Annotated in this window: 19 protein-coding genes; 7 read left to right on the top strand and 12 right to left on the bottom strand. The window is 47.0% G+C overall.

Annotated features, from left to right (window positions below; all coding sequences use genetic code 11):
- Both K941_RS16845 and K941_RS0108335 read left to right on the top strand, forming a co-directional pair.
- The coding region (locus K941_RS16845) for an IS1 family transposase (protein WP_029103260.1) at nucleotides 1-276 on the top strand (276 nt) is incomplete at its 5' end.
- 33 nt (nucleotides 277-309) lie between these two features.
- A complete protein-coding gene (locus tag K941_RS0108335) occupies nucleotides 310-957 on the top strand; it encodes a DNA-3-methyladenine glycosylase family protein (RefSeq protein ID WP_029103259.1) in 648 nt (215 codons plus the stop codon).
- Nucleotides 958-1,393: 436 nt separating this feature from the next.
- Here K941_RS0108335 and K941_RS0108330 read toward each other — a convergent pair whose 3' ends face one another.
- The 5 genes from K941_RS0108330 to K941_RS0108305 all read right to left on the bottom strand — a co-directional run bounded on the left by K941_RS0108330 (nucleotide 1,394) and on the right by K941_RS0108305 (nucleotide 8,323).
- The gene (locus K941_RS0108330) at nucleotides 1,394-4,003 is read right to left on the bottom strand and encodes a LysM peptidoglycan-binding domain-containing protein (protein WP_051225972.1); all 2,610 of its coding nucleotides are present in this window, start codon (nucleotides 4,001-4,003) and stop codon (nucleotides 1,394-1,396) included.
- A 149-nt stretch (nucleotides 4,004-4,152) separates the two neighbouring features.
- Nucleotides 4,153-4,728, bottom strand: coding sequence for a nuclear transport factor 2 family protein (locus K941_RS0108325; protein WP_115341057.1), 576 nt, complete (start codon nucleotides 4,726-4,728; stop codon nucleotides 4,153-4,155).
- A gap of 116 nt (nucleotides 4,729-4,844) precedes the next feature.
- Nucleotides 4,845-6,080: an O-succinylhomoserine sulfhydrylase gene (locus K941_RS0108315; protein ID WP_029103256.1), complete on the bottom strand. Its 1,236-nt coding sequence runs from the start codon at nucleotides 6,078-6,080 to the stop codon at nucleotides 4,845-4,847.
- Between the two features lie 179 nt (nucleotides 6,081-6,259).
- Nucleotides 6,260-7,471, bottom strand: coding sequence for a nicotinate phosphoribosyltransferase (pncB, locus tag K941_RS0108310; protein ID WP_029103255.1), 1,212 nt, complete (start codon nucleotides 7,469-7,471; stop codon nucleotides 6,260-6,262).
- 297 nt (nucleotides 7,472-7,768) lie between these two features.
- The gene (locus K941_RS0108305) at nucleotides 7,769-8,323 is read right to left on the bottom strand and encodes a thiamine phosphate synthase (RefSeq protein WP_029103254.1); all 555 of its coding nucleotides are present in this window, start codon (nucleotides 8,321-8,323) and stop codon (nucleotides 7,769-7,771) included.
- Nucleotides 8,324-8,417: 94 nt separating this feature from the next.
- Between K941_RS0108305 and lipB the strand changes: the two genes are divergently transcribed.
- The 3 genes from lipB to K941_RS0108290 all read left to right on the top strand — a co-directional run bounded on the left by lipB (nucleotide 8,418) and on the right by K941_RS0108290 (nucleotide 10,968).
- Nucleotides 8,418-9,164, top strand: coding sequence for a lipoyl(octanoyl) transferase LipB (lipB, locus tag K941_RS0108300; RefSeq protein ID WP_029103253.1), 747 nt, complete (start codon nucleotides 8,418-8,420; stop codon nucleotides 9,162-9,164).
- Nucleotides 9,165-9,166: 2 nt separating this feature from the next.
- The gene (locus tag K941_RS0108295) at nucleotides 9,167-10,321 is read left to right on the top strand and encodes a hypothetical protein (RefSeq protein ID WP_029103252.1); all 1,155 of its coding nucleotides are present in this window, start codon (nucleotides 9,167-9,169) and stop codon (nucleotides 10,319-10,321) included.
- Nucleotides 10,322-10,434: 113 nt separating this feature from the next.
- Entirely contained in the window at nucleotides 10,435-10,968 is a 534-nt protein-coding gene (locus tag K941_RS0108290) for an inorganic diphosphatase (protein ID WP_029103251.1), read from the top strand.
- 101 nt (nucleotides 10,969-11,069) lie between these two features.
- On the opposite strand, the gene rluB is transcribed toward K941_RS0108290, so the two are convergent.
- From rluB to K941_RS0108275, 3 genes are all read right to left on the bottom strand, one after another.
- Nucleotides 11,070-11,978, bottom strand: coding sequence for a 23S rRNA pseudouridine(2605) synthase RluB (gene rluB, locus K941_RS15280; protein ID WP_407662296.1), 909 nt, complete (start codon nucleotides 11,976-11,978; stop codon nucleotides 11,070-11,072).
- A gap of 425 nt (nucleotides 11,979-12,403) precedes the next feature.
- Nucleotides 12,404-14,338, bottom strand: coding sequence for a molecular chaperone HtpG (gene htpG, locus K941_RS0108280; protein ID WP_029103250.1), 1,935 nt, complete (start codon nucleotides 14,336-14,338; stop codon nucleotides 12,404-12,406).
- 267 nt (nucleotides 14,339-14,605) lie between these two features.
- The gene (locus tag K941_RS0108275) at nucleotides 14,606-14,851 is read right to left on the bottom strand and encodes a PspC domain-containing protein (RefSeq protein WP_029103249.1); all 246 of its coding nucleotides are present in this window, start codon (nucleotides 14,849-14,851) and stop codon (nucleotides 14,606-14,608) included.
- Between the two features lie 168 nt (nucleotides 14,852-15,019).
- Between K941_RS0108275 and nadR the strand changes: the two genes are divergently transcribed.
- The gene (gene nadR, locus K941_RS0108270; RefSeq protein ID WP_036387919.1) at nucleotides 15,020-16,042 is read left to right on the top strand and encodes a multifunctional transcriptional regulator/nicotinamide-nucleotide adenylyltransferase/ribosylnicotinamide kinase NadR; all 1,023 of its coding nucleotides are present in this window, start codon (nucleotides 15,020-15,022) and stop codon (nucleotides 16,040-16,042) included.
- A 132-nt stretch (nucleotides 16,043-16,174) separates the two neighbouring features.
- Here nadR and K941_RS0108265 read toward each other — a convergent pair whose 3' ends face one another.
- Nucleotides 16,175-17,332: a D-alanyl-D-alanine carboxypeptidase family protein gene (locus K941_RS0108265; protein WP_228130387.1), complete on the bottom strand. Its 1,158-nt coding sequence runs from the start codon at nucleotides 17,330-17,332 to the stop codon at nucleotides 16,175-16,177.
- A 97-nt stretch (nucleotides 17,333-17,429) separates the two neighbouring features.
- On the bottom strand, nucleotides 17,430-17,939 hold the full coding sequence (locus tag K941_RS0108260; protein ID WP_147287554.1) for an MCR_0457 family protein: 510 nt from the start codon (nucleotides 17,937-17,939) through the stop codon (nucleotides 17,430-17,432).
- 269 nt (nucleotides 17,940-18,208) lie between these two features.
- Between K941_RS0108260 and ruvB the strand changes: the two genes are divergently transcribed.
- Nucleotides 18,209-19,192: a Holliday junction branch migration DNA helicase RuvB gene (gene ruvB, locus K941_RS0108255; protein ID WP_029103245.1), complete on the top strand. Its 984-nt coding sequence runs from the start codon at nucleotides 18,209-18,211 to the stop codon at nucleotides 19,190-19,192.
- Nucleotides 19,193-19,273: 81 nt separating this feature from the next.
- Here the strand turns inward: ruvB and K941_RS0108250 are convergent, their stop codons facing one another.
- Both K941_RS0108250 and K941_RS15275 read right to left on the bottom strand, forming a co-directional pair.
- Complete coding sequence (locus tag K941_RS0108250) at nucleotides 19,274-22,321, bottom strand: efflux RND transporter permease subunit (RefSeq protein ID WP_029103244.1); 3,048 nt, start codon at nucleotides 22,319-22,321, stop codon at nucleotides 19,274-19,276.
- Nucleotides 22,318-23,490 (bottom strand): efflux RND transporter periplasmic adaptor subunit, encoded by a 1,173-nt coding sequence (locus K941_RS15275; RefSeq protein ID WP_051225970.1) that lies wholly within the window; start codon nucleotides 23,488-23,490, stop codon nucleotides 22,318-22,320. Before K941_RS15275 ends, K941_RS0108250 begins: the two co-directional genes overlap by 4 nt.
- Nucleotides 23,491-23,534: the final 44 nt, after the last annotated feature.

Below are 23,534 nucleotides of genomic sequence, written 5' to 3'. Positions count from 1 at the left end.
ACCTTTAAACAACTTTACAATCAATTGAATATCCATAACATTCAACTGTTTTGTAGTGACTACTGGAAATCTTACCTTGAAGTCATTCCAAAATCAAAACATATGACAAGCAAAGCTCAAACTTTTACCATAGAGGGCTATAATAGTCTCATTAGGCATTTCACAGCAAGATTTAGAAGAAAATCAAAATGTTACTCTAAATCCGAGAAAATGATAGAAAACACTTTGAACTTACTGTTTGCTAAGTGGAATGGAACTTTGAATTATGTATTTTAGTTTAACAATGCCAATGATTTAAAAAGAAACTCCATGCAAACTTTCCAATACGACAACTCCCATACCGATTATTTAGCCAGTCGTTGCCCCAAAATGGCAATGGCGATTGACAAAATCGGACACATTAACCGCCCTGTCAATCCCGATATTTTTAGCGAGCTGATACGGGCTATCATCGGTCAGCAGATTTCTAGCTCCGCCGCTCACACCGTGTGGCAACGCTTAATGAACTTAACTGACATCACACCGACTGCCATTGCCAACTTATCGCCTGATGACTTGCAAGGGGTTGGTATATCGTATCGTAAGGTGGGTTATATTCAGGGCATTGCGTGCGATATTTTGGACAATCAGCTGGATTTGGATAGCCTGCACACGATGAGCGATGACGAGATAAAACAGGTGCTTGTTGCCTTTAAAGGTGTGGGCGAATGGACGGCACAAATGCTGATGATTTTTAGTCTAAATCGTATGGATGTGTTAAGTCAGCATGATTTGGCGATTGTGCGTGGGCTTAGAATGCTGTATCGTCATCGTGAAATCACACCAAAACTCTTTGCCAAGTACCAAAGACGATTTGCCCCGTACAACTCGGTGGCAAGTCTGTATCTGTGGGCGATTGCAGGTGGGGCGTTGGGTTTGAGCGACCCGAAACCTACCCTTAAAAAAGCCAAATCTTGATTGCCGTCATCAGCTCAATTTGTTACAATATACACTCTGCAACATGAAAAAATGCTACGTTCTCTGTTCATGGCAAGTCTGCCAAACCATAACGGAAACTAACCTTTCTACAAGCTCAGGGTGAATGATTTTTGTCGTAAAACTTAGGGCGTGCTGAACCTTTATAACACTATTTACAATGCCAAATATTTTACAAATAAAATAATGTTTTTGCATGAAAAATGGCTATCCGACCACTTAATTTTTAAAATTAAGTTAAAATCTTAAGATTTAGCAGATTAAGTGGTCGGATGTTTTTCTTCGTCAAAAACGTGTGATTTTTCTCATTTTTCATTGCAAATACAAAAGGCAGGCACACCCTAATTTTGTTAGCTGTAACTCCTTTGGTAACATAAAACCCCATCTTAATTTTAAGATGGGGTTTTGTTTGGACTGGTTATTTATTTGGCACTGTCAAGGTTTGATTGATTTTTAGCTGTGCGTCATTGCTGAGATTATTCATCTTGGCAAGCTCTGCCACACTGATGCCAAATTTTTTCGCCACAGAGTTAAGACTGTCACCCGACTTGACTTTATAAGTATCAGTCAATTTTGGCACTTTAATGGTCTGCCCCCGTTGTAGCTGGGCATTGGCAGGCAGTTTATTGGTCGCTGCCAAATCCCGTGCTGACACACCATATCTACTGGCAAGGGCATTTAAACTCTCGCCTGCTTTTACCGTATAATTTTCGGTAGATTTGATGACGTTGCCACGAGCGGTGTTGTCGGAGTTGTCATTGCGACTGGCTTTATCATCATTCTTAGTTGTCTGACGAGCAACCTTTACTGTACCTGCCGCAGGGATGGTAATGGTTCTGCCACGAATGAGTCCTGCTGTTCTTGATAAGTTATTGGCAGTGGCAAGCTCATCAACGCTAATGCCGTATTTATTTGCCACCGATGTTAGGCTGTCGCCTGATTGGACGGTGTATTTCACCGATTGGTTGTTTAGCTTGCGTTCCACTTGGGCATTGGTGGCAGGTACTTTTATCGTCTGCCCCGCGATAAGTGGCGAGTTGGCATTAAAGCTGTTTAACGCAGCGATGTCGGCATTACTCACGCCCAGTTTTTTGGCGATGGCAGTCAGTGTATCGCCCGACTGGACTTTATAAGTACTGGTATTGACACTGTTTGATGAACTGGTGTTGCCACTTGATGAGCTTGTGCTGCCGCTTGATTTGACTGGCGTACCTGATACTTTTAGCTTTTGATTAATCAAAATTCCATCGGCGACTGATAAGCCATTGAGTACTGCTAAGTCCTGCACGCTCATGTTGTATTTTCTTGCCACAGAAGTAAGGCTCTCACCTGACTGGACGGTGTGCGTACTGGTTTTCACTGTCGGCTTGGCAGTATCTTTGGCAACCGTGCTGACTTTACCAGGGATAAGCCATAGGCGTTGTCCTGTCTTCACTTGCGTGTTCGCAGGAATGCCATTATAGCTTGCCAACTGGCTGACACTTAGCCCGTGAGCTGCCGCAATTCCTGTCAATGTATCACCCGCCACGACTTTATAACGCTCCGCCTTGGCGGTTGTGGTGGAGGCTGTTGAGACAGGTGGGATGTATGTGTTATTTGGTGGTGCTACCGCAGATGTGCCTGCACCTGCTGGGGCGTTATAGCTTAGGCTTTTTGTCTCGCCACGAGCTTCTAATACAGATTGCTGGGTTTGGATGGCATTTAGTTCGATGTTACCATCACGGGCAATCGGCTGAATGTTCTCTGCACTATTGGCTTGAATCTGAGCGGCAATAAAGTCACGCTCTTCTTGGGTAAGTGGTGGCTCTTGGATGATGCTGTTATTCACAGTCACGCCTGCACCCGTGGCTGGTAGGGCATTGGCAGAAGCCAACTCTTGACGTGAGCTAGGATTCTGCACACCCATATTCGGCTGTACGTAGCTACTTGCCACGTAGGTGGAAGCACCATAGCCCATGCCTTGCAGGGCTTTTAGCTTTGTATCAGCACTGCTTGGCACGCTATTAGGGATAATCACACGTCCCGGCCCACTGGCATCCACGCTATAATTAATAAGCGATGGGTTAAGCAGTCTTAACTCATCCACTGGCACGCCTGTCACATTTGACACATCATACAGGCTGACACCGAAGTTGGCAGGCACGGCTCTAAAATGGCTGTGGTTGGCGATGGCAGGCAGGTACACGCCATAGCTTTGGGGATTTTTGACAATTTGAGCAACCGCCATAAAGCGTGGCACGTAGTTCATCGTCTCAGTGGGTAGGCGTAGCGACCAATAATCGGTTGGCAGACCTGCATTGCGGTTAGCATCAATGGCTCTTTGAATACGCCCTGGTCCTGCATTATAAGCCGCCAAAGCAAGCTCCCACGAACCGAACTGGTTATACAAACTGGTTAAAAAGTCATACGCCGCTCGGGTCGATTCGATGATGTCACGACGACCATCATAAGTGGTGCTTTGGTTGAGACCATAAATACGCCCAGTGCTAGGGATAAACTGCCACAAACCTGCCGCCGCCGCATTGGATGTTGCTGATGGGTCGTAGGAGCTTTCAATGATGGGCAGTAGGGCAAGTTCGGTTGGAATGCCACGACGCTCCGCTTCGGTTACGGTATGATGTAAGTAACGGGATGTACGGGCGGTTAGGCGATTGATGTAGTCTTGACGGCTATAAAACCATGATTTTTGGGCTTCAATGCGTCCATTATTTATCTCGCTCATGCGATAGCCACGACGCACTCTGTCCCACAGATCGCCATAACGCTGCACGGTCAAGGCATCGCCTTCTACCATGGTCATGTCCGTGGCTTGAAGTAGGTCTTCTAACTCATCTAAGGTTGCTTGGTCAAGCACACCTGCATAGACATCGGCAGGGGCATTTGGCGTGCTGACAATGGGTGCACTACCTGTGTTTACGTTGGTGTTATTGGTACTGGCACAAGCAAACAATAATGTCGATGAGACAGCGATGGTCAAGGGTTTAAGACCTGCCATGCCCGCTTTAGAGCCTATGTTAAAAAACGCCATGATAAAATCCTATTAATGATGTGAAGTATGCCCGTATTATAATATATCAAGCCCCATCAATCAAACCCAAATATGTTAATGAAAAGGCATGGCATTGCCACACCTCTTTTTTATTTTCAAAAACATGTCATTTTAAAAAACCGTATAATCTACTCCACAGTAACTTGAGACACCGCTCTAAGTAGCATGGCATTACCGTCGATATAGGACAAAGTTGCCTTAGAATGCGTTCTAAATGTCGTGCGACGACCATCTTTTGTCCAACTCTCTGTGGTGATGACATTGGCTCGGGCTTGATTGCCCATGACGACCACATCTGTCGCATTAATACTATAACGATAATCGCTCGCCCCTGCCCATGACTTTTGGAGTAGTTGTAAATATCCATTTTTATCAAGGGTGGTGGTATTGCCTTTGCGGGTCAAGCTGATGACGGCATTATCATCGATAAGCCGTGAGACCATGCCGATATTTTGGGCATTGGCGGCGGTATTTAGACTATTGGCAAAACTTTGTACTGCCGATTCGCTCATGGCGTATGCAGGGGCAGTCATGACCGCTGTCCCCACCAACAGCGCCGAACCAATAACAGGAAGCCATCCACGGCTACGGCGAGCATGACTGATGGGCGTGGTGGTATCGCTCTGCGATTTGCCCTGCCCTTTTTTGTGCCATAGGGTCATCATCAGCCCACCGACAGCAACCACTTTAAGAATTTTTTTCATAAATTAACTTTAAAAAATAAATTTAGCATAAGATAACAGCCCTGCCCTAAGCAAACATGGCTAGTTTGTAATATTTTGTTGCAATTTTGGCAAAAGGCGTGGCTGACCCATGTTTTTTATAACTCATCAAGCCCACGCTTTAAATCATTGATGATGTCATTGACATTTTCAAGTCCGACCGATAAGCGAATGAGACCGTCATTCACACCTGCTTGTACTCGTTGCTCGGGGGTCATGCGAAAATGGGTGGTGCTGGCAGGGTGGGTAATGGTGGATTTGGCATCGCCTAAGTTATTGGTAATGCTGATGACTTGTGTACTGTCAATGACGTGCCACGCCTTGTCCTTGTCCGCCACTTCAAAGCCGATAATCGCCCCAAATGCTCCGCCTTGTACGTCTAGGTGCGTATGCTGGGATTTGGCAAGCTCGTGACTTGGGTGCGTGGGCAATCCTGAAAAATGCACTTTTTGAACATTGGGGTGGCTTGATAAAAATTCGGCAACCCGATTGGCATTGTCGCAATGGGCTTTCATGCGGATTGATAGGGTTTCAAGCCCCTTTAACAGCACCCACGCATTAAAGGGCGACAGGCTAATACCCCCTGTGCGAATGACAGTAAAGGCTTTTTCCATAAGCTCGTTTGAGCCAACGAGCGCCCCGCCAAGCACACGCCCTTGCCCGTCAATATACTTGGACGCCGAATGAATCACCACGTCCGCCCCAAGCTCCAACGGCTTTTGAATGGCAGGGGTGGCAAAGCAGTTATCCACGATAAGCATCGCCCCATTATCATGGGCAAGATTTGCCAAAAATCGCAAATCGGCAATTTGAGCCAGCGGATTGGACGGACTTTCGCAGTACAGAATCTTGGTGTTGTCCTGTATGGCGTTTTGCCATGCGTCATTATCAAAGCAGTCCACATAGCTCACCTCCACACCAAATGAGCGAAAGTAGGTATCAAACAGTGCAACCGATGAACCGAACAACTGCTTAGCACAAAGTAGGTGGTCGCCTGCTTTTAGATACGCCAAACACATGGTCAAAATCGCCCCCATGCCACTTGCGGTAGCGACACAGCGTTCGCCCCCTTCTAGCAGGGCAAGCCGTCTTTCAAAGGCTCGCACGGTGGGGTTGGTGTGGCGTGAATAGACATTGCCTTTTTTTGTGCCGTCAAAATGGTCGGCAGCGTCTTTTGCGGACTTGTAAACATAGCTACTGGTTGTAAAAATCGCCTCGCCATGCTCGCCCTCGTCCGTGCGATGATAACCGCCACGGATTGCCAAAGTCTCTTCAAAAAATCCCAAAGTCGGGTCTAGGGCATCGGATTGCCAGTTGAGGTCTAGGGTAGTCATGATTTTCCTATTGATTTTAATGCTAAAATGATTGGCGTGCCGTACACACTCATTGATAGTGCGTTAGTATAGCATAATCCTGTAAACTTGGGGCGGTGGTGTGATAAAAAGGGAGTGGCAAACATCAACCCCAACCATTTATATTTTAAAAACAAAAGGAGCATAACACCCCTTTTTTATTACTCTTTTACTTCAAACACCTGCTTTAAATACGCCAAATACGTATCATCATCAATCATCGTCTTACCGGGGCTATCGGAGAGTTTGGCGACAGGTTGCCCGTTACATTCCACAAGTTTTAGCACGATATTAAGCTGGGTGAGTCCCATGTCGTTGGTGAGATTGGTGCCAATACCAAAGCCTGTTTTGATACGGGTTTTAAAATATTCATGCAAATCCCACGCCTTTTGGAGCGTCAAGCCGTCGCTAAACGTCAGACTTTTGGTTTTGGGGTCAATGCGTAGCTTCTCATAATGGGCAATCGCCTTATCGCCCCACTCGTACGGGTCACCTGAATCGTGGCGAAGTCCGTCAAAGAGCTTGGCAAAGTACAAATCAAAATCTCTTAAAAATGCATCCATACCCACAACGTCCGTCAAGGCAATGCCCAAATCACCCCGATATTCACGCACCCACGCCTCCAACGCCGCCTTTTGGCTATCTCTTAGGCGTACATCTAGGGCTTGAAAGGCCTGCATAAACTCATGAGCCATAGTGCCAATCGGCGTCAAACCCAGCTCTTTGGCAAGATAGACGTTGCTCGTCCCCCGAAAAATACTGGGCGATGCCTTGGCAAGCGTCCGCACCACATGATAATGCCAATCTCGGCTATAACGACGACGTGTACCAAAATCCGCCACGGCAAAGGCAGGATTGTGCACGTCTGAGCGTTCTAGCATTTCATAATGTTTTAAAATTTGCACCTTTTCATCAAGGCGTTTTTGCCCGTCTGTTAAGGCGTTGGGGTCGGCTAGGCGTTCGTAATAAAGCTGATTGACAATGGATAACACAAAAATTTCAAAAAACATCGCCTGAATCATCGCCCCTTCAATCTCAATATTTAGGCGATTTTCATCGTCCGTCCAGACCTTGATAAATCGGCGTTTTAAGGCAAATAATTCTAAATAATCCACAAAATCAGGCTTAATAAACCGCAAATTTCGCAGATAATCTAGCTCATCTTGCTTAAATTTTAGAGTACAAAGCAGGTCAAGCTGATGCTCCAAATCGTCCTTAATCTCGCCCAAGGGAAACGCCAATTTGTCGTTGTTACGACAGCGAAAGCGGTACACGCCATGCGTTTGGGGAAACTGATGAAGCATGGCTTGGAGCATGGTAAATTTGTATAAGTCATTATCCAGTAATGACGTGATGATTGGCGTGTGGGTCATGGTTTTTCCAAAAAGAAGTTTGGGGTATGATAGCAAATTTTTGGGAGAATGGGGGAAATTGGCGGGATTTATTTTGTTATACAATTGATTTTGGTGATTTTAATTAACCATATTTTTGGATTAATTTGTAGGAGTAAATTATATTTACCCTGTGAAATATTGTCGTTTTGGGCGAATGTAATTCACCCCTACGATTTAAAATATTAAATAAATCAATAAGTTAATTTCAAGTTAAGATTGATATTTTGTCATAAAGCAATACGCCCCAATTTGCAATGACAAACGCCATACGATTGATCATTCCCTCTTTAACACCCCTACTACCGCCCCCATATCGTCCGTACGGGCAATCACCGACACACACGCCACACCGTCCGCCCCATTGGCACGCACAAGGCTTGCGTTGGTCGTGTCAAACACCGCCCCAATCGCCAAATAATCCGCCAAATCATGCCCCACGCTGACCCTTATCTCATCAAGCGAGCTGTGCGACAAACCCACAAACGCACGTCCACGGCAGAGCCTTGCCACGTCAAAAATATCCATGTCCGTCTGCCCCACATGAACGCCGTCCGCTCCAATGTCAAGGCACAGATGAACATCATTGTTAATCACAAACGGCACGCCATATTGACGGCACAACGCTTGGCAATCTAGGGCGAGTTTTTTAATCTCATCAGGGTAAGTTAGGGCGTTGTCGCCTTTTTCACGAAATTGATAGCAAGTAATTCCTGCTTGCAAGGCACTCTCCAACACCGCAAGCAATCGCTGTTGGGGTGTGGGTTCGCCTCGGTGCGTGCAGTCTTGTGTGCCTGCGACAAAATAGACGGATAGGATTGATTTATCAAACATGGGGGTTCTTTTTTTGGGGGTTAAAATGGTTAAAATGGTTTTTATTTTTAATAAAATGGCGTAAAATAGCCCTTATTTTGACCATTTAAAAGCCATGACCCTAAACCTACCCCACCTAGACCTTACCCCCTTACAATGGGACGACTTACGCACCACCACCCACCCCCATGCCGAATATAACGCCACGCATGACAGTATGCTCGCTCGTATTTTGAGTCGTATTGATGACAAAAAGGCTGAAAAAACCTACCCTGATGAGCTGTGGATTGTGGAACACCAAGACGTCTATACGCTTGGACAAGCAGGCAAAGAAGAGCATATTCTCTACAAAACCGACACCCCAATCATCAAAACCGACCGTGGCGGACAGGTAACGTGGCATGGTGTGGGACAACTTGTGGTGTACTGGCTGTGGGATTTGCACCGCCTTGGCATGGGCGTGCGAGATCTAGTCAGCCACGCCGAACAAGCCATAGAAGACGTGGTTGGCGAATACCTACCGCCCGATTTGACCGCTAAGGCTCGCCGTGATGCCCCTGGGGTGTATATTTATAACACAGATGGCGATATGCTTGGCAAAATTGCAAGTCTAGGCTTTAAAATCAAACAAGGGCATAGCTATCACGGCATTGCCATTAACCTTGTCAATGATTTGACCGCCTTTAACGCCATTAACCCTTGTGGCTATGCAGGCATGGCAATGGTGAAGCTGTCGCAATTTGGCAAATTTGATGAGAGCCAAACGCACGAATTTATTCATAAATTTATCAGTAATATTCAAAAAAGACACAGCGGACAAATCGCCCTAAGAGCCATAAATGAGCCAATACCAAGCAAATAAACATGAAATACCCATTAACAATTATCGCAATCACCCTATTGTCCTTGACCGCTTGCGACAACAAACCCAACAGCCTACCTGCCCCAAACACCAAGCCACACCAAGCCGAACAGACCTTTGTGGACGTTACCCCCACATCACCCACGCCAGTCGCCCAAAGTACCAACCCCCAAGCGATTGATTGCCAAACCATTACCAACACACTAAATGCTATTGACATCAATAGTCAAATAGATGACTTTGATCAGGCAGACAAACTATTAAATCACTGCCTACCGACTGCCGACAACACCACCCAAATCAAGTGGGCGACACAGTATCAGCTTGCTTATCAGCGTTTTTTATCCTTTTGGCAAGGCGATACATTTTTGCTTGATGATACAGAATTTGACCAGTTAAATCAGGTCATGTACGACATTCATTATAACAAAAAGTACAACGAATCCGACATCGCCACACTACACCCAAAAGCCCAATATTTCATCAAGCAAGTCAAACAAAATAAGCTAAAAATAGCAGACTACTGCGAAGGGGAATTTAACTTTGTCAATGATTATCAAGCATTTGCCAAGCTGTTTACGCCCCATTTGCCAAAAGACCAAGCAGTCATGATTGAGCGACTTGCCAGCGACAACCAAGAGCCACTATGGTGCGATGCAGGTCTTAGCATTTCATTGGATAAGCTTATCGAGCGGGCGTTATTTTGGCAAGATTATCAAAAGATGTATCCGCAGAGTGTATTTATTGATGATGCCAAACGGTTGTCGTTATTTTATGAATATTTGTTATTTTTTGGTTCAGACAATACACGTTGGCTAAACGATGATAAAACCAAATTTATCACCTACATCAATGAAAATGATGAGACATTCACAGACGAAGCAAGCTTTGTCAAACTTGCCAAACATGACAGCGAACTTGGCAAAAAAGCCCAAGCCTTTCTGGTATTTATCGCCACACCAACAGATGAGCGAGACGATAAATACCCCATAAATCCTGCCAATCTTGACAAACGCCACCTTGATGACCCAAGTCAAATTGAAGATTGGGAGCGGGCAACCTTACAACTCATGACCGCCTTAGACAAAACAAAAGTGGACACTCCAAGCTGTATCAGTACCCCCATTTGCCTGCCTGATACATCAGATAAGCCTTGATAATATGCCATTATCCACAAGCAATATGCAAAAACATCATAAATTGATGATTGCACTTGGGCGGATTTAATATTACAATGACACACCTTTTTTAACCCCCATCGGAGAATTTTATGGTAGATTTTAACAAAATCCTAGATGCAGGCGACGTGGACGCAGGCGAGATTAATGTGGTCGTGGAAATCCCTACTGGCTCAAACCACAAAATCGAATGGAACCGCAAATTGGCGTGCTTTGAGCTTGACCGTGTTGAGCCTACCACCTTTGCCAAACCTTGCAACTATGGCTTTATTCCCCAAACGCTAGACGAAGACGGCGATGAGCTAGACGCACTTATCCTAACCGAACAGCCATTGACCACGGGTATTTTCCTAAAAGCCAAAGTGATTGGCGTGATGAAGTTTGTTGATGACGGCGAAGTGGACGACAAAGTCATCGTCGTGCCTGCCGATGACCGCAATAACGGCAACGCCTACAACAGCCTTGATGATTTGCCACCACAGCTTCTCAAACAGCTAGAATTTCACTTCAACCACTACAAGGATTTGAAAAAAGCTGGCACCACCAAAGTAGAAGGCTTTTTTGATATTGCCACCGCCAAAGAAGTGATTAAAGAAAGCCAAAAACGCTGGGTGGAAGAAGCGTGATTGACGACTTGCAGATGATAACCTTGTAAATTATCGCTCATAAAAAACGCCCGAATGCCATAAAAAGTATTCGGGCGGTTTGGCGATAAAGGCATAATAATTTACACTTTATAAAACTTCGCCTTGCCAAACGCAGGGGCTTGCCCTCCTTTACGTTCGCTTCTGCTTTGTCTGTCATCGGCTCTTTTTCGCTCGCTTTTGCCTTTGTGGGTGCGTTTTTGGCGAACTTCACGAGCAGGCAAGGGTTTTTTATGGATGCGGGCTTGTTTTTCCCTAGCGGACGCATTTAGTCCCGTACCTTGGCGAGAACGCAGACCTACCGATGAGACAAGGGCATCAATGGCTTTGGCGTCAAGCTCAATAAATCGTCCTGTTTTTAGCTCTTTGGGCAATATCATGGTGCTATAACGGGTGCGAATCAGGCGTGAGACTTTAAGCTCTTGGGACTCAAACATACGGCGAACTTCACGCTTGCGACCTTCTTTGATGGTGACGTGATACCATTTATTCACGCCCATGCCACCGCCTTCTTTGATGTCATCAAAGCGTGCCATGCCATCTTCCAACTCAACGCCACGGGTCAGATTTTGGGCAATCTCTGGGGTAACTTCGCCAAGCACACGCACGGCGTATTCACGCACCACTTCGCTAGATGGGTGCATGAGACGATGAGCCAGCTCGCCATCATTGGTAAACAGTAGCAGGCCTGATGAGTTAATATCTAGCCTGCCGACCATCACCCATCTGTCGCCTGTCAGCTTGGGCAGACGGTCAAACACCGTGGGGCGACCCTCGGGGTCGGACATGGAGCAAATCTCGCCTTCGGGCTTATAGTAGGCGATGACACGGCGACGTTTCTCACGTTCAGCTTTAAGACGTACCAGTCGCCCGTCGATACGAATCTCATCACTCACTCTGGCTCTGTCGCCCAGCGTTGCAGTTTTGCTGTTGATGGAGATTCGTCCTGTTTTGATGATTTCTTCTAACTGACGACGTGAACCCAAGCCCATGCGTGCTAGGAGTTTTTGCAGTTTTTCGCCTTGGGGTTTGGCGGTATCTGTATGGGTGTCTACGGATGATTCGGTGGTGTGGAGGGTATTCATGATGTGTTCCTGTATGGGGAGTTTAACATTTCACAATGTTATTAATATGTTAGGGCGCGCCTGCCCTTATAACACTTTTAAAATTTAGAAATATTGTAAAGATAAAATGATGTTTTTGCATGAAAAATGGCTAAATCTTGTTTTTCATTGCAAATACCAAAGGCAGGCACGCCCTAAGCAACAACTTGCTTAAAAAGATGAACAGTCATTATACCATAGTTTTGCCATATAAAGGTATTTACTTTGTACCCACAAAAACACCCCAAAAGTGTCTAACTTTTGGGGTGCGGTTCAAAATGAACAGGGTATTTTATAAACAAGCATTAAAGCGATTACTTCAAAAGCAATTTGTTAATCCGCTTTAAATACCCCGCAGGGTCATCAGGCTGTCCGCCATCTGCTATCAAGGCTTGGTCAAAGATAACTTCGGCTAGGTCGTCAAAATCGCCACTGTTCTCTAAACGTGCAATCAGCGGGTGCGTGGGGTTAATTTCCAGAGTGGGCTTGACGTCAGGCACAGGCTGTCCCATGGCTTTTAGCATTTGAGCCATTTGTGGGGTCAGCTCGCCATCGCCCACAACAAGGCAAGCAGGAGAGTCCACCAAACGGCTTGTTACTCGCACGTCTTTGGCTCGTCCGCCAAGCACCCCTTTTAGGCGTTCTACCACAGGTTTGAAGGCTTCTTCTTGTTTTTTAACTTCTTCTTTTTCAGCATCATCGGTCAAATCACCCAAATCCACCGCCCCTTTGGCGATATTTTGTAGGGGCGTGCCGTCAAGTTCGGTCAAGAAGTTCATTGCCCATTCGTCCACTTTTGAAGTCATCAGGATAACTTCAATGCCTTTTTTATTAAACAGCTCTAATTGTGGGCTGTTTTTAGCAGAGACTAGGTTTTCGGCAGTCAGATAATAAATCGCCTTTTGACCGTCTTTCATGCGTGCCTTGTAGTCGGCAAAACTGGTCTCAACGCTGTCATTTGTGCTGGTGGCATAGCGGAGCAGTTTGGCGATACGCTCTTGGTTGGCTTTATCTTCGCCCAAGCCTTCTTTGATGACATCGCCAAACTCTTTGTAAAAGTCGGCAAATTTGGCTTGTTTGGCTTCATCTTCGCTACTAGCTAGGCTTGCCAATAGGGTCAGCACACGGCGGGCGTTGCCTTCACGAATAGATTTGACATCACGAGACTCTTGCAAAATCTCACGGCTGACATTGAGCGGTAAATCAGCACTGTCAATCACACCCTTGACAAAACGTAGGTACATGGGGAGAAGCTGTTCGGCATCGTCCATGATAAACACACGCTTGACATAGAGTTTTAGCCCACGTTGCTGTTCACGGGCGTATAGGTCAAATGGGGCTTTTTTGGGGATATATAGAAGCTGAGTGTACTGCACACGCCCTTCTACTCGGTTGTGCGTCCAAGTCAGTGGCTCATCAAAATCATAGCTTACGGTTTTATAAAACTCGCTGTACTCATCATCGCCAATCTCGCTTGGCGTGCGTGTCCATAGGGCGGATGCTTTGTTAATGGTTTCCCACTCGTCCGTCAAAATCATCTCGCCATTTGGCACAGGGGCGTTTTCGTCCTGCTCGGCATCTTCTTGCCACACTTCTTTACGCATTTGAATGGGCAGACTGATGTGGTCAGAATATTTGCTTACGAGCGACTTGATTTTGTAGCGGTCAAGGTAGCTGTACTCGCCGTCTTCACGCTCCACAAATTCATCTTTTAGGTGCAAGGTAATGGAAGTGCCACGGGTAGGCTTGTCAATGGTTTCGGTGGTAAATGAACCTGTACCGTCCGATACCCAGCGTACGCCCTCACTACTTGGCTCGCCAGCTTTACGAGTTTCTACCGTGATTTTTTCCGCCACGATAAAGCCAGAGTAAAAGCCCACACCAAACTGTCCGATAAGGTTGCCGTCTTTTTTGTCAGCGTCTGATAATTTGTCCAAAAAGGCTTTGGTGCCTGATTTGGCAATCGTGCCTAGGTTGTCAATCACGTCCGCTTCATTCATGCCAATGCCATTATCACTGATGGTCAAGGTCTTAGCATCTTTGTCAATCTCAATTTTAATGGCAAGTTCGCCATCATTTTCATAAAGACTGTCATCACTGGTTGCCAAAAAGCGTAATTTGTCACAAGCGTCAGAGGCGTTAGACACCAGCTCACGGACAAAAATGTCAGGATTTGAGTACAGTGAGTGCGTTACAAGGTGCAGAAGCTGATTGACTTCGGTTTCAAAGGTGTGGTTTTTGATGGTCATAAAAATATCCTGTCAAAGGCGTGCCAAATCTTGGTTTTTGTTGCAAGAAAATGAGAAAAATCGCACGTTTTTCTAGGAAAAGCCCGCAGTTGATATAATCATATCAACAAGGGATTTGACTTCGAGCCACAAAATTTAGCCATTTTTTGCACAAAAATACACGCAAAATCTTAAAACTGGACGCACCAGAACCAATGTAATCAAGGTTTGGCACGCCCTCATTAACAGGATAAAAATAGGGATGGGGGGCGGATTTTTCAAGGGGATTTATCGCACCTGCTGATAATCAGCCTCTGGCACATACGAATTTGCCGTCGCCTTTGGCATGACTATCCATAGGATAAAGTAGATAAGCACCCCTGGCACGGCAGCACTGGCGACCGAGATGATGACAAACAGAAGTCGCACCATCGTGGGCGACCAACCCAAGTACTCTGCGATACCGCCCATCACGCCTGCTATCATGCGATGATGACGTGAACGATGTAATTTGTATAATTTTGCTTGCGCCATGATAAAACCTTATTTGTTACTTTTATTTACTATTACCTTCACAAATTTGCGTATAATATAAATAAAATTGGTTGAAAAGAATGTTTAAGATAACAGCCAACACCATGATTTTCAAGCAATTTTACCCAATCTTACGATTTTCACTTAACATTACAAAAAGGTGACATAATGAACACAGGCATTCTTATCGGACATTTTGAGCCTTTGCATTTGGGGCATTTGGCGGACATCAATCACGCCTCAGGGCAAGTGGATACTTTGCACATCGTGGTATTACCCAAAGACGGTGACAGCCCCTTTAAGCCAACTTTGGAAGACAAAGCCCGAGCCGTGCAAGTGGCGTGTGAGTTTTTTGGGTTTATTAAAGTGCATACGGCTGATGGTTTAAATTTGACTGATTTAAATGGGCAAACTTGGGCTTATGATGAGCCAAACTCTGATACATCGCTGATTGATGTGATTATTAACGCCCTACAAATCAATGACACGCCCACCCTATTTATCAAATCATTTGCCGAAAATAATCTTTTAAAGAACCAAGCCCACCAAACCGCCCTATTACCCGATAATCATTATAATAGCACCGCCATTTATCAAAATCCCATTGCTCATTTTCATGCCATCGCCCCGTCCGCCAAACAAAACTACACCAAAACCGTCTGTATCGTGGGCGGTGAAAGCTCGGGCAAAACCACGCTCGTACATAAACTTGCCAATCATTATGGGGCAAATTTTGTCTTAGAAATGGGGCGACTCTACACCCACAGCGATTTGGGCGGTACAGAGATTGGACTACAGCACAGCGATTATCCCATTATTGCCAATCAGCATTATTTGGCAATTCAAAACGCCCTAAAAAACGCGATTAGTCCCATTACCATCATTGATACCGATTTTATTACCACCCAAGCCTTTTGTGAAACGTATGAAAATCGCACTCATCCTTTATTAACGGCATTTTGTGAAAATGTCAAAATGGATTATACCATTATGCTTGACAATAATGTCAAATGGGTCGCAGACGGAATGCGGTCATTAGGCTCGGACGATGAACGCAGTGCTTTCTCAAAGACGCTCATGAGATTATTTGACAAACATCAAATTACCCCACATATTATTAACGATAAAGACTATCACGACAGATATTTATCGGCGGTAAAATTTATTGATACTGTTATTTTTAAAAAATGATTTAAAATACCATCATCTTGACAATTTAAGTCCAAAAAAAATCGGGGGCATGCCCCGATTTATAATAACGAATGGTTTTTTAAATGGTGTTTTAAGATAATTTTTGCAAACCTTTAAAACAGTTTTAAAATTTTAAAACAACCCTTTTATCCAATCCACCAAACTCTCCCACATACGACTGACAAAGCCCGCCTGCTCCACGTCATCACCTGCGATGATGGGTGTACTGGCAACGGTCTTGCCGTCCATGACTGCCATCATCTGACCAAGCTCTTGCCCTTTTTTGATGGGGGCGGTAATGCTGTCATTGAGTTTGATGGCAGTGGTAAAATTGCCCGTTTGGTTTTTAGTGGTGAGTACTTTTAGGTCGCTTAGCGTGCTGGCAGTTACCGTATCTGCCTTGCCAAACTTCACAGGTATCGCCCCTGCGTCTGTGCCTTGAGGGGCAACCATCACATTGGTAAAATGCCCAAAGCCGAAGTCCAGCAGTTCACGAGCTTGGTCGGCACGGGCTTGCATGCTCTTTGCCCCAAGCACGATGGCAATCAGACGCATGTTATCTTTGTGACTTGACGCCGCCAATGAATAACCCGACTCGGCGGTGTGTCCTGTTTTTAGACCATCAACGGTGGCATCCGTGAACAATAAGGCGTTGCGGTTGCCTTGTTTGATGTTGTTATAAGTAAATTCTTTTTCGCTATAAATGGGGTAGTACTGTGCTGAGTTCTTGATGACCGTGCGTGCCAATACTGCCAAATCCTGAGCCGATGAGCGATGTCCTTCGGCGGGCATGCCTGTGGCGTTGGCAAAGTGAGTATTGGTCATGCCTAGCTTGGCGGCTTCATCATTCATAATCACCGCAAAGGCAGATTCTGACCCTGAGATATGCTCCGCCACGGCAATAGACGCATCATTACCCGACTGTATGATGATACCCCGTAGCATGTCAATGGCGGTAGCACTCTCACCCAGTGGCACATACATACATGACTGACTGCTTGATCCACGGCACCATGCCTTCTCGCTGACCTTGATGGGCGTGGTCTCAGACAGTTCACCTGAGAGCAGTTTTTGCTCTAAGATATAACCGGTCATCATCTTGGTCAATGACGCTGGGGGCAGTGGTTCGTTGGCGTTATTTTGGGCAAGTATTGTGCCTGTGTCATAATCCATGAGTACATAGGCAGCATTGTCTTGCTTGGGGGGATTAATGCCGTTATTGGCAAGTGCGGTGACAGAGACTGTCAAAAATGCCAAGACTAGGGAAGTTTTCTTAAAAAAAGTCATCATACCGCAAATTCACTCAAATTTATGCATAAAAAGTGCTAACTATACCAAACTTTACTAAAAATATAAAATTGTTTTTGGTCATCCAGTCCAAACTGCTTTAAAATGCTCGGCTCACATTAGCAAAATCAGTGCATAGTTCTCGGTTTTCGTTTTGGGGGAAACTTTTTGTCCATGAACGCACGCTTTGGAGTACCGCTCGGTAATCTTGCTGTGTGGACAGATAATCCAATATCTCTTCGGGGTCGTCAGCACTAGGAATGAATACCCGAAGCTGATTGTTATAGGCTTCATAAAACTGGCTCTTTTGTCGTCCACTTAACATCTGTGGGCATATCTCTGCCATGACTTGCACCAATGCCAACTCGTATTTGGTTACCCGAATGTCTGCCACGTCATTGGCACTGATGGTGTGGGCTTTGGCGGTTTTGGTGCTTTTGGCATGGGTCTGCATGGGTAGGCTTGCGGTAACACAAGTTACCAAAATAATGATAAAAGTTTTTAATAATTTAGCGACATCTGCCACATCAACGCCATGACAACGCATCATCAACTCACAACGGACAGTGGCAACAGCAGACTTGGCAAGACTTTTGGGGGATACTGACATAAGCATGGGCGATAACCGACTTATTGACTAAATTAACGGCACTATCATACCCATAAATCTTTAAAACAATATCTCAAATTTGACCAAAAATGTAGAATAATTGTGTTTAAAAATCAAGTTTAGCAATGATACAGCAACAGTTGTGTTTCATTGCTAAACTTGATTTGGCATGGGATTCTACCTGTGCTTTTTGAAAAATTAATTCATAAAATCATCACATTGCCTGCATTTTTCTTTATAATAGTCCTTTTTAATTTAATAACATCATCATGAATCATAACCGCCTAATCGACCCCAACACCAAAAAAGACGACAATCTCGACCGTGCCATTCGCCCCACTACCCTATCTGACTACATCGGACAACCCAAAGTGCGTGAGCAGATGGAAGTGTTTATCACTGCCGCCAGACAACGGGGGGAGGCGTTAGACCACACGCTCATTTTTGGCCCCCCGGGTTTGGGTAAGACCACCCTTGCCAACATCATCGCCCGTGAGATGGGCGGAAATCTACGCTCCACCAGTGGCCCTGTGTTAGAGAGGGCGGGCGATTTGGCTGCCATGCTCACCAACTTAGAAGAAGGGGACGTGCTGTTTATCGATGAGATTCATCGCCTATCGCCTGTCATCGAGGAGATACTCTACCCTGCGATGGAGGATTTTCAGCTTGACATCATGATCGGCGAAGGCCCTGCCGCCCGCTCCATTAAACTTGACCTACCCCCTTTTACGCTCGTGGCAGCGACCACTCGGGCAGGGCTTTTGACATCGCCCTTGCGTGATAGATTTGGCATTGTCCAACGCCTTGAATTTTATGATGTGGCGGATTTAACGACCATTGTGAGACGTTCGGCACGCCTGTTGGGGATTGACATGGAGGAGATGGGGGCGGTCGAGGTCGCCAGACGTTCTCGTGGTACGCCTCGTATCGCCAACCGTCTGTTACGGCGTGTGCGTGATTATGCTGAGGTCAAGGGCGATGGCGTGGTAACAGGGCAGATGGCAAGCCTTGCCCTAGATATGCTTTCGGTGGATAAGCAAGGACTTGACCACTTAGATAGGCGTTATCTGTCCATGCTAAAAGAGCGTTTTGATGGGCGACCTGCGGGTGTGGAGGCAATTGCGGCGGCGATGGCGGAGGATAGAGGGACGCTTGAAGACGTGATAGAACCATATCTTATTCAGCAAGGTTATATTCAGCGAACGCCAAAGGGGCGGATACTATTGGATAAGGGCATGATGGTGGAAGATTAGGCGAGAATTGTATGGAAAATCTAAGTTCAAAAACAAAACCACGCCCTTTGACGTGGTTTTGACCCATTAAATCGTCTTAGATTAAGTCGTCTTAGACTTTTTAAACCACCGTCCCACATCGTCCATGAGTGTATAAACAACAGGTATCACCACAAGGCTTAAAAACGTGGACGTGATAAGACCACCCAGCACCGCCACCGCCATCGGACGGCGAAAGGTCGAATCCACCCCACCCCAGCCGAACACTAGTGGCAACATACCTGCCCCCATCGCAATGGTCGTCATGATGATAGGGCGAGCCCGCTTACGGCACGCGTCCAGTATCGCATCTAGGCGAGATTTGCCCTGTTGCTCGGCAATAATGGCATAATCCACGAGCAGGATAGAGTTTTTGGTGGCAATACCCATGAGCATGATAAAGCCAATCATGGACGAAATGGACAAGCTAGACCCTGTTACCACCAAGCCAATCAACGCCCCACCGATAGATAACGGCAACGCCATGAGGATAGTAAAGGGCTGTAACACTTTGTGAAACAGTAGCACCAACACGCCAAAAATACAAAATATCCCCACACCCATCGCAATGACAAAGCCTGTAAACAGCTCCGCCATACTATCAGCCTGCCCCTCGTCCATCGCACTTATACCATCAGGCAGGTTGGTTAGGCTTGGCAAGTCCTTAACAGCACTGACCACCTCGCCTAACTCCTGCTCGGACTGTACCGTGATTTTGATACTGCGTTCACGATTGAGACGGCGAATCTCCGCCTCGCCTGTGGTAAAGCCAATATCCGCCACTTCCGAGAGCTTGACCGCATTGCCTGTACTGCTTGGCACATATAGGCTAGACAACGCCACAGGGTCGGCACGCACGCTGTCAGGCAGTCGCACGACAATGGGGATTTGGCGTGTGTCAAGGCTTAGCTTAGAGAGTGCCTGCTCATAGTCGCCCTGTGTGGCGATACGCAAGGTATCGGCAAGCGACTGCGTGGTAACACCCTTATCTGCCATACGCATGGGGTCAGGGATAACGGCAAGCTCGGGCTTAGGCAACGGCTTATTACTGCTCACCGATGAAACGCTCGGCAGTCCACGAATCTCCGCCATGACTTTATCCACCGTCTCTTCTAGCAGTCTGGGGTTATCTGAGCGTAGCGAGAACCCATAGCCTGTATCGCCTCCTGCCGACATACCCACCGTAAAGCGAGCAGACGGCACACCCTTGATGACGTCCGATATGGCGTGTTCTATCTCTGTCTTTGTGGGACGCTTGCCACGTGGGGCAAGCACGACATTGAGCGTGGCATTATTTTCCGCTCCTGCGGATGCATTGCGACTGTCCGCCCCACCGCCTGCCGTCCCCACCGACACGAACACCGACTGCACGCCATCGATGTGGCGGATACGCTCGGCAGTCATGTCTGCGATGACGGTCGTGTCTTTTAGCACCGCATCAGGGGTTAACTCTAAGGTGAGCTGGGTCTGGTCGCTGTCATCTGCTGGCACGAACTCACCCGAGAGTAGCCCTGCCATCGCCAACGAACCGATAAACAGCACAATGGTTGCCCCAAGCGTGATAAAGCGGTGCTTTAACGTCCATGACACCAGTTTGAGATAGGTAGTCATGGTTTTGCTTGTCGTTTCGGTTTTAGGCTGTTCAGGTTTTAGGATGTATGCCGCCATCATGGGCGTAACCAAACGTGCCACCAATAACGAGATAAACACCGAAATCGCCGCCGTCCACCCAAACTGCTTAAAAAACTGCCCCACCACCCCACTCATAAAAGCAGTCGGCAAAAACACGGCAATGAGCGTAAACGTGGTCGCCACCACCGCAAGCCCAATCTCATCTGCCGCCTCCATCGCCGCCTCATACGGGGTCTTGCCCATGTGTAGGTGTCGCATGATGTTCTCCACCTCGACAATGGCATCATCAACCAACACACCGATGACGAGCGACAAGGCAAGTAGTGAGATGATATTTAAACTAAAATCAAACACATACATCGCCAAAAAGGTCGGTATGATAGACAACGGCAGTGCCGCTGCCGCCACCAAAGTCGCTCGCCAGTTTCGCAAAAACAGCCACACCACAACCACCGCCAAGATACAGCCTTCGATGAGCATTTTCATGCTGGCATTATAATCTTCAAACACCGGCTGGGCATTGTCATAGATTTTTTGGACACGGATATGCGGCATCTCTTGGGCGAGTTTGGCAAGCTCATCATCAATACCCTTTACCATATCCACTTCACTTGCCCCACGTGAGCGAGTAAAATTGACCGCGACCACCGTCTGTCCGTCCAACTTTGCCACGCTACTTCGGTCGGCATGAGCGTCATCAATACTGGCAAGCTGACCTAATGGCACGCCCCCTGCTGGGGTAACGACTTGGATATGAGCCAGCTCCTCGACACTGCGTGCCGCCCCTAGCACTCGAATGGTCTGCATACCACCACCGATTTTGGCGGTGCCACCTGTGGCATCTGTCTGTGAAGCACTGATTTGGTTGGATAAATTACCAATGGGTAGCCCCCAACCATTTAGCTTTACCACATCAGGGGCGACGATGATTTGGCGTTCGATACCGCCCACACGGCTCATCGTCCCCACGCCTGCGACATTAGATAGGCGTTTGTTTAATGTATCATCAACAAACCACGACAGCTCCGCCTCGCTCATGTTATCAGACGCCACCGAATAGCCTGCCACAGGAAAGCCTGCGGTAGAGACCTTGGTGATAATCGGCTCTTCGGCAGCAGCCGGCAAATCACTGCTAATCTCATCTAGTGCCGAACGCACGTCATCGACCGCCTCTGATAGGTCTTTTTCTAGGGCAAATTCGGTATGTACCGTTGCCACGCCTGTCTGCAAGGTCGAGCGAATGTGCTTGACCCCTGATATGGACGTGATTTTGTTTTCTATTTTTTTGGCGACGTCTGTTTCTAGCTGGGCAGGGCTTGCCCCTGAATACGCCACCGTAACGATGACGGCAGGCACATCAATGTCGGGGAATTGCTGAATTTTCATGTTGTTAAAAGCAAGCAATCCACCGAGTGTAAACAAGGTAAATAACAAAATCGCCACTAAGGGGTTTTTGATAGAATAGGCTGAAAAATTCATGGTTGCCCTGCCTTATCCCCTGCCATGTCTTGTGTCATGACGATATTTACCAAATCATTTTCATTTAAAAAACTCACCCCATTTGCCACAATGAGCGTATCAGACGGCAAATCGATCGCCACCTTGTCTTGCTCACGAGCCAAAACGGTGATTTTTTGGCGTCGGGTTTGGTAAATGTCCGTCTGGTCAGTTTTGGCAAGTTGCCACACATAGTCATAGCCGTCCGTACTCATGACCGCCGAGCTGGGTATGGCGTGATGACTTTGACTGCCTAGCACGAACTGTCCACGCTGATATGTCCCTGCTCTTAGGGCGAAGTGGGCGGGCATGGCGACATGCACGACTATCTCACGCCCTGCATTGGCGGTTGGCGACAGATGAGTAACCTGCCCTGCCACACTCTCATCGCCCACCATGACCTGTGCCTGCTGTCCGACATGGATACGCTCGGCATCGGCAGGCGAGAGTGTCGCTTGCCATTCGAGCCGTCCGCCTTTGATGATACTAAATAGCGGTGTGCCACCGACCAATACGCCCACCTGTGCGTTTTTGGCACTGATAATCCCTGCCACAGGGGCAGTGATTTGGGTGTTATTTAGGTTGCTTTTGGCGGTGCTAAGGCGTGCCAAACTCGCCTTTTCGGTCGCTTGGGCTTGTTTTAGGGCGGTGCGATAACTGTCCACTTGCTGACGGCTGACCGCATCAATGGCAAGCAGTGGCTCCACGCGTGCCAAATCCGCCTGTGCCTGCTCACGGCTCGCCCTTGCCTGCTCATAATCCGCCTGTGCCTGCACCGCATTCTCACTCATGGTGTCTTTATCTAGCACGGCAAGCACCTGCCCCGCCTTGACATAATCACCCACTTCAACGAGTACCTGCTCAATGGTCGCCCCTGTGATTTTGGCACTGACTTCGGCAGTCTCTTTGGCACTCATCACACCACTGGCAGACACGCTGTCTGATACAAGCATGGGGCTTGGTGTGGTCGCTTGCACGGTCATGGCGATTTTGATGTTATCGGGTGCGTCAATGGACGTGGCAGATGTGGGACGAGCAGTCTCTGACGACTTGGCGGTCAGTCGCCCTATTAGCACACCAAACACCACAAGGGCAATGGCACACATCGCCCACAATAAGGGATTTTTGGGATTAAAAGTCGGCTTGTTCATGGTGATTTTATGAGTGGTAAAAACAGCATTGTAGCAAGGTCAGG

This window comes from Moraxella caprae DSM 19149, from assembly GCF_000426885.1.
GTDB lineage: Bacteria > Pseudomonadota > Gammaproteobacteria > Pseudomonadales > Moraxellaceae > Moraxella > Moraxella caprae.
This window is presented reverse-complemented; position numbering and strand designations above follow the sequence as displayed.